We start from the raw sequence: 7482 nt of genomic DNA on the forward strand, positions 1-7482 counted from the left end.
GATCGAGCCGCGGCTCGGGTGGCACTGGCACGACCGGTGGTGCCGGCTCGGCCACCCTCTCCGGAGATGCCGGCGGCGATACCCTGGCCGGTGGCGGGGGCGCGGAATCGCTGATGGGCGGGGCGGGCTCTGACGTGCTCTCCAGCGGTGGCGGCGCCGACACCCTCAGCGGCGGAGCGGACGGCGACAGCCTGTCTGGCGGCGCTGGGGCCTCCAGCCTGGCAGGAGATGACGGAGCCGATACCGTGGTCGGCGGGGCAGGTGCGGAAACCCTCAACGGTGGCGCTGGACAGGACAGGTTGACCGGCGGCGGCGGTGCGGACGTCTTCGCCTTCGGGAACGCCGCCTCCACGGCTACTGCCCGGGACGTCATCACCGACTTCGCGGGGGGCACGGACAAGATTTCCTTCGGCCTGGGCGCGACCAACAGCGGCACGGGCCCGGCCGGCTTCAGCGCCGGAGCCGACGCCGCCTCCTACGCCGCGGCCCAGGCGGCGGCGGCGGCGGTGATCTCGGCCGGAACAGATGACGTGGTGGCCATCAAAGACACGGGGGCCACCTTGACCTACGTCTTCGCCGACACCGACAGCGACAACGCCATAGACACGGTGATCGAGATCAGCGGCCTCGTGACCCTGGCCCAGACTGACTTCGTAGGCTGAGGCTCAGTCCCTCGGGGCCAGGGCGCGCCAGCCGATGTCGGTGCGGTGGAAGCTCTCGGGCCAGTCGATGCGCGCGATAGCCGCATAGGCTCGGGCTCGGGCGGTCTCAAGGTCCGGACCCCGGGCGCAGATGTTCAGCACACGGCCCCCAGCGGCCCTGAGCACGCCGTCGGCGTCCCGGGTGGTCCCGGCGTGGAAGACCGCGACGTCCGGGCCGAAGTCCTGTTCCGCGCCCAGGATCGCCGACCCCGTCCGCGGCGCAACCGGATAGCCTTCCGCCGCCATGACGACGCAGATCGCGACCTCGTCGCGCCAGGCTGGCTCCGGTAGGTCGGCCAGGGTCCCGTTCGCGCAGGCGGCGAGGTAGGGCACGAGATCGCTCTCCAGGCGCAGCATGAGGACCTGGCACTCGGGATCCCCGAAGCGGGCGTTGAACTCCACCAGGCGCGGTCCGTCCGACGTAGCCATGAACTCGACAAAGAGGGCCCCGCGATAGGGCGCGCCCTCGGCCGCTATGCCCTCAAGGGCGGGGACAGCCAGCCGGGTCATGACCTGGTCGACGAGGGTCCCGGTGAAGACCGGCGCCGGGGAATAGGTCCCCATGCCCCCGGTGTTCGGGCCCTTCTCGCCGTCGAAGGCGCGCTTGTGGTCCTGGGCCGCGCCGAAATAGCGGACCGTCTGGCCGTCCGAGAGTACGAAGAGGGAGCCAATCTCGCCTTCCAGGAAGTCCTCGATCACCACCCGGGCGCCGGCGGCGCCGAACCGGCCGCCCAGGGCGTCGTCGATGGCCGCCTCCGCCGTCGCCCGGTCAGGAGCGACGGTCACGCCCTTGCCCGCCGCCAGTCCGTCGGCCTTGATCACATAGGGAGGTGAGAACCGGTCGAGCGCGGCCTTGGCAGAGGCCGCGTCCTCGCACACCACCCAGGCGGCGGTCGGCAGGCCATGACGGTCGCAGAAGGCCTTGGTGAAGGCCTTGGAGCTTTCCAGCCGGCCCGCAGCCGCGATGGGCCCGAAGCAGGGCGTACCCGCCGCCTGGAGGGCGTCGGCGAGGCCCGCCTCCACCGAGGCCTCAGGGCCGATCACCACCAGGTCGGCGGCGATCTCCCGGGCCAGGTCGACGAGTTCCTGGACTGCAGTCGGCTTGATGGGCCTCATTTCACCCAGTCGCGCCATGCCGGGGTTTCCCGGCGCCACGACCAGGCGGCGGGTCAGGGGCGAGGCGGCGATCTTCCAGGCCAGGGCGTGCTCACGGCCGCCGGATCCCACGAGAAGAATGTTCATCGCCCGCCTTTCGCGCGGTCAGGCCCCGCCGTCAATCAGCCCCAGCGCTCCTGCGGTCCACCTCGAGGGCGTAGCCTGCCGAGCGGACGGTCCGGATCGGGTTGAAGCCCGCCCTGCCCTTGGCCAGTGCCTTACGGAGGCGACCGATGTGGACGTCTACCGTCCGGGCCTCGACATAGACGTCCGACCCCCAGACAGAGTCCAGAAGCTGCTCACGGCTAAAGACCCGACCAGGGTTTTGCATGAAGAAATCCAGCATGCGGAATTCCGTCGGTCCCAGGTGGATTTCCTCGCCGTCCCGGCTGACCCGGTGGGCCGACCGGTCCAGGCTCAGGGCACCCCGGACCACCACATCCTCGGCCAGGCCAGGTCGAAGGCGGCGCAGGACGGCGCGGATCCGCGCCGACAGCTCGGTCACCGCGAAGGGCTTGACCACATAGTCATCAGCGCCGGTGTCGAGCCCCCGGATCCGGTCGCTCTCCTCGCCTCGCGCGGTGAGCATGATGATGGGCACGTTCCGACTTTGGGGCTTTTGGCGAAGACGCCGGCAGACCTCGATCCCGGAGACCCTGGGCAGCATCCAGTCCAGGACGACCAGGTCCGGCAGCTGCTCCTCAGCCTGGATCAGCGCCTCCTCACCATCCGTGGCGAGAGATACTGCGTAGCCCTCCCGCTCGAGGTTGTACCGGAGCAGGGTCCCGAGGGCGTCGTCGTCCTCGACCACAAGGATGCGGGGGTTCATGGACAACTCCTAGGCTCTGAGATCATCTGAACGCGGCCGGTCGCCGGGACTCACCTGATCGCCAGAGATCTCATAATGCACGATCTCCGCGATATTGGTTGCATGGTCGCCGATCCGCTCGAGGTTCTTGGCCACGAACAGGAGATGGGCGCAGGGTGTGATCGTCCGGGCATCCCCCATCATGTAGGTCAGGAGCTCGCGGAAGAGGCTGTTGTAATGCTCGTCGACCTCATGGTCGCGCCGCCAAACCTCCATGGCCCCCTCAGCGTCGCTGGAAGCGTAGGCGTCCAGCACCGACCGGAGCCGCGACTGGACCAGCTGGCCCATGCGCTCGATGGAGCGGCTCAGGGCCGGCATGGGCTCGACATCCGTCAGCACCAGGGCCCGCTTGGCTATGCTCTTGGCCAGGTCGCCGCAGCGTTCCAGGTTCGAGGCAATCTTCAGGGCCGCCACCGTCTTGCGCAGATCGTTGGCCATGGGCTGGCGCAGGGCGATCAGACGGATGGACTTCTGCTCTATGTCGGCTTCGATCTCGTCCAGGCGGTCGTCCTGCTGGATGACCTCCGCCGCCAGGTCGGGCTCGCGCCGGATCACCGCCCGGATGGCGTCGGCGAGCTGGGCCTCGGCCAGACCGCCCAGCCGGGAGCACTCTGCCGCCAGGCTGTTCAGTTCGTCCTCGTAGGACTTGACGATGTGTTCGCTCATGGGCGCGTCCTTAGCCGAAGCGGCCGGTGATGTAGTCCTGGGTGCGGGGGTCCCCTGGACGTGTGAAGATCTTGCTGGTCAGACCGGTCTCGACCAGCTTTCCCATGTGGAAGAAAGCCGTGCTCTGCGACACCCGCGCCGCCTGGGCCATGGAGTGGGTCACGATGACGATGCAGTAGAGGGCCCGGAGTTCGTCGATCAGCTCCTCGATCCGCGCGGTGGCGATCGGGTCCAGGGCCGAGCAGGGCTCGTCCATGAGGATCACTTCAGGATTGATGGCGATGGCCCTCGCGATCACCAGCCTCTGCTGCTGACCACCGGACAGGCTTGTTCCGGGCTGGTCCAACCGGTCGGAGACCTCCTTCCAGAGCCCAGCCCGCTTCAGTGCCTGCTCGACCACGCCGTCAAGCTCGGACTTCGAGGTGGCGAGGCCGTGGATCCGCGGCCCGTAGGCCACATTCTCGAAGATGGTCTTGGGAAAGGGGTTGGGCTTCTGGAAGACCATGCCGACCCGGGCCCGGAGCAGGACGGGGTCGAGGTCCCGGTCGTTCACGTCCTCGCCGTCAAGCAGGATGGTACCCTCGACCCGGGCCCCCGGGATGGTGTCGTTCATCCGGTTGATGCAGCGCAGGAAGGTGGACTTGCCGCAGCCGGAGGGACCGATCAGGGCCGTCACGGCACGGTCGGGAACGTCGAGGTCGACATCGAACAGGGCCTGTTTGTCGCCATAGAAGACCCTCACGCCCCGGGCGGAGATCCGTGTCGCCACCTCGGCGGGGGGTGGGCTGCTCTGGACGTCTGTCATCGGGTCACCAACGGCGTTCGAACCGCCGCCTCATGAGGACGGCGGCAAGGTTCATCAGGATCATGAAGGCCAGCAGCACCATGATGGCGGCGGCCGTACGCTCGTGGAAGGCCCGCTCCGAGGCGTTCTCCCAGATGAAGATCTGGACGGGCAGGACGGTGCTGGCGGAGGTCAGGGAGTCCGGGACGCCGGGAACGAACGACACCATGCCGACCATCAGGAGAGGCGCGGTCTCGCCCAGGGCGTGGGCTAGGGAGAGGATGGAGCCGGTCATAACCCCCGGCAGGGCCAGGGGCAGTACATGGTGGAAGACGGTCTGGGTCCGGGAGGCGCCGAGGGCCAAGGCCGCCTCGCGGATCGAGGGTGGGACGGCCTTGAGGGAAGAACGCGTGGCGATGATCACTGTCGGTAGGGCCATCAGGGCCAGCACCAGCCCCCCCACCAGGGGCGAGGAGCGTGGGACGTGCATCCAGTTGATGAACACCGCCAGGCCGAGGAGGCCGTAGACGATGGAGGGAACCGCAGCCAGATTGTTGATGTTCACCTCGACGATGTCGGTCCACCGGTTCTTGGGAGCGAACTCCTCGAGGAATGTGGCCGCCAGGACACCGATCGGAATCGCGAGGGCGGCTGTCAGGATCAGCATCAGGGTAGATCCGACAATGGCGCCCAGAACCCCGGCCTGCTCCGGCTCGGTGGAGTCCGACCGCGTGAAGAAGGTCGAGTTGAAGCCGGAGGCCACCAGCCCCCCGGCGCGCATTTGATCGAGCCAGTCGATCTGGGCGTCGCTCAGGGCCCGTTCCTCCTCGGAGGTGGATCGCTTGACCTGGCCCTTGAAGTACAGGCCTGCGTTCGCCTTCAGGGGGGCGGAGACCGTCAGCGTGCGGCCGATCAGGGTTGGATCGGCCTTCACCCGGTCGAGGACCTGGAAGCCCATGTCGCCGGACACCAGGTCCTTCATGGCATCGCTGCGGGTCCCGTTCTCGTCGTCGGCCACGCCAATCTGCTTCAGGAGCTGTTCGGCGATGAGCAGGTCGTAATTGGCACCCCCAGGATCCGTCCGGTCGATCCGTGAGGGATCCAGATAGACCTGGGCGGTGAGCCGGTAGTCGATGAAGGTTGACCAGCCCTGCTGAACGATACGGCCGAGCAGCAGGACCAGGAAACCGAGGGCGAGGGCGATGGCGACCTGGCCATAGAGCCGGAACCGGCGTTCGGCGGCATTGCGCGCCTTCAGCCGGCGGGCCACCGTGGTCTTGAGGTCTTCGCGGGAGGGGCCAGGCTCAGTCATACTGTTCCTGGTATTTCTGGACGATCCGCAGGGCGATCACGTTCAGGAGCAGGGTCACGACGAACAGGGTCAGGCCCAGGCCGAAGGCCGACAGGGTCCGCGGACTATCGAACTCCTGGTCCCCGGTCAGCAGGGTGACGATCTGGACGGTGACCGTGGTCACGGTCTCGAGGGGATTGAAGGTCATCCGGGCCTGGAGGCCAGCAGCCATGGTCACGATCATGGTCTCGCCCACGGCGCGGGAGACCGCCAGCAGCATGGCCGCCATGATACCCGGCAGGGCCGCGGGCAGGATCACCTTGCGGATGGTTTCCGACTGGGTGGCGCCCATGGCCAGGCTGCCGTCCCTCAGGGACTGGGGCACGGCGTTTATGATGTCATCCGACAGGGAGGAGACAAAGGGGATCAGCATGACCCCCATCACAACGCCCGCCACCAGGGCCATCTGGTTCTGGACCTCCCCTAGGTAGAGGCCGAGGTCGTTGAGGGGGCCACCGACCAGCATGGCGCCGATGGCGTTGAAGCCGGCCCGGAACAGGGGCCCGACGGTCAGGGCGGCGAAGAAGCCATAAACGACTGTGGGCACCCCCGCGAGGATCTCGAGAAGGGGCTTGATGATGGCCCGGCTCGTCCCCGAAGCATATTCCGACAGGTAGATTGCAGCGAAAAGTCCCACCGGGGCAGCCACCATCATGGCGATCAACATGATCAGGAAGGTGCCGGCAAAGAGCGGAATCGCCCCGAAGGCACCCTCTGAGACCACCTGGTCCGCATACATGGCGCTCTGGGGGTCCCACTCCATTCCAAACAGGAAGGCCAGGGGTGGAACGGCCTGGAAGAAGCGCCAGCTTTCCCAGACGAGGGAGGCGACAATGCCCACGGTCGTGAAGACGGCAGTCACCGAGCAAAAGAGCAGCAGGGCCTGAATCCACTTCTCGACCCCCGCACGGGCCCTGAAGGGTGCGCGGATGCGGGACAGACCCCAGGCGGCCCCGGCCAGGGCCAGGACCCCTGCGGAACCCAGGCCGATCAGCCGGACCCGGACGTCGATGGCATGGGCATCCGAGGCCGCCGTCCTGAGGGCCGCCTCGAGATCCGGGGAATAGGGGGTCTCGCTGCGGGAGCCACCCCGGGCGATGGCCAGGGCGTCATCCAGGAAGACCTGACGGTCGGAGGCCTCAAGGGCCAAGACAGCCGCTGGCAGCTGGGCCTTGACCAGGGCCGTCTCCACTGGATCCCCGAACAGGGCCGCAACAAGCAGCACCAGGGCGGCCGGCACAGCCGTCCAGACGGCGGCGTAGGTTCCATGGTGGAAGGGCAGGGAATTGACCGGCGCGGCAGGCGACCGAGCCAGTCCCGCCGCACGCCGGCTAGCGGCCCAGAAGACCGCGCCGGAAAAGGCGGCGAGGACCAGGAGGGCGAGACCCGTCAGCATGGATTTGCGGCAGTTCCTTCAACGAGAGCAGCGTTCATGGCGGCGCTGCGGTGTTCACCTGGTCACCCGAAGCCACGCTCTAGGCCGTATGTCATGTTTGTGAAACTTCTGTGACAGTGAGGCTTGCGGGGAGCAGGACCGTGAAGACGGTGCCCCGTCCGGGCGCACTTTCCACTGAGAGCACGCCGTGATGCCGGTTGACGATGTGTTTGACAATGGAAAGGCCCAGTCCCGTCCCCGGCCGCTCTCCACTCTTCTGGCCCTCCACGCGATAGAACCGTTCGGCCAGCCGGGGCAGGTGTTCGCGGTCCATCCCCGGGCCCTCGTCCCGGACCTGGATCATCATGAAGGTGGGCGGGAGGGCATCTGGGCTCACCAGGGTCAGGCGCGCCGCATCCTCGAGGACGGGCACCTGGGAAGCCTCGCGGCTGACATTCGGGCGGACCTCCACCTTTGCCGCACTTCCCGGCGGCGCGTACTTCAACGCGTTGTCGGTGAGGTTCTGGATGACCTGGACGATCTGGTCGCGATCGCCGCAGATCACCGCTTCGCCAGCCGCCG

Annotated in this window: 7 protein-coding genes and 1 pseudogene; 1 reads left to right on the forward strand and 7 read right to left on the reverse strand. The window is 67.6% G+C overall.

The features are described from left to right. Positions 1-662, forward strand: a pseudogene (locus tag WCJ52_RS10080) (hypothetical protein); the annotation flags it as partial. Positions 663-665: 3 nt separating this feature from the next. Here the strand turns inward: WCJ52_RS10080 and purD are convergent. From purD to WCJ52_RS10115, 7 genes are all read right to left on the reverse strand, one after another. Next, positions 666-1943, reverse strand: coding sequence for a phosphoribosylamine--glycine ligase (purD, locus tag WCJ52_RS10085; protein ID WP_336903176.1), 1278 nt, complete (start codon positions 1941-1943; stop codon positions 666-668). Between the two features lie 31 nt (positions 1944-1974). Further along, positions 1975-2685, reverse strand: coding sequence for a phosphate regulon transcriptional regulator PhoB (phoB, locus tag WCJ52_RS10090; protein ID WP_336903177.1), 711 nt, complete (start codon positions 2683-2685; stop codon positions 1975-1977). A gap of 9 nt (positions 2686-2694) precedes the next feature. Beyond that, positions 2695-3390, reverse strand: a complete 696-nt coding sequence (gene phoU, locus WCJ52_RS10095; RefSeq protein WP_336903178.1) for a phosphate signaling complex protein PhoU — start codon at positions 3388-3390, stop codon at positions 2695-2697. A gap of 10 nt (positions 3391-3400) precedes the next feature. Continuing rightward, positions 3401-4195, reverse strand: coding sequence for a phosphate ABC transporter ATP-binding protein PstB (gene pstB, locus WCJ52_RS10100; protein WP_336903179.1), 795 nt, complete (start codon positions 4193-4195; stop codon positions 3401-3403). 4 nt (positions 4196-4199) lie between these two features. After that, positions 4200-5486: a phosphate ABC transporter permease PstA gene (pstA, locus tag WCJ52_RS10105; protein ID WP_336903180.1), complete on the reverse strand. Its 1287-nt coding sequence runs from the start codon at positions 5484-5486 to the stop codon at positions 4200-4202. After that, on the reverse strand, positions 5479-6921 hold the full coding sequence (pstC, locus tag WCJ52_RS10110) for a phosphate ABC transporter permease subunit PstC (protein ID WP_336903181.1): 1443 nt from the start codon (positions 6919-6921) through the stop codon (positions 5479-5481). The genes pstA and pstC overlap by 8 nt, the downstream gene beginning before the upstream one ends. A gap of 91 nt (positions 6922-7012) precedes the next feature. Next, positions 7013-7482 (reverse strand): ATP-binding protein (locus WCJ52_RS10115; RefSeq protein WP_336903182.1); only part of this gene is annotated, 470 nt, incomplete at its 5' end.

Origin of the sequence: Phenylobacterium sp. (genome assembly GCF_037138395.1) — a bacterium.
In the GTDB taxonomy this organism is placed as follows: Bacteria; Pseudomonadota; Alphaproteobacteria; order Caulobacterales; family Caulobacteraceae; genus Phenylobacterium.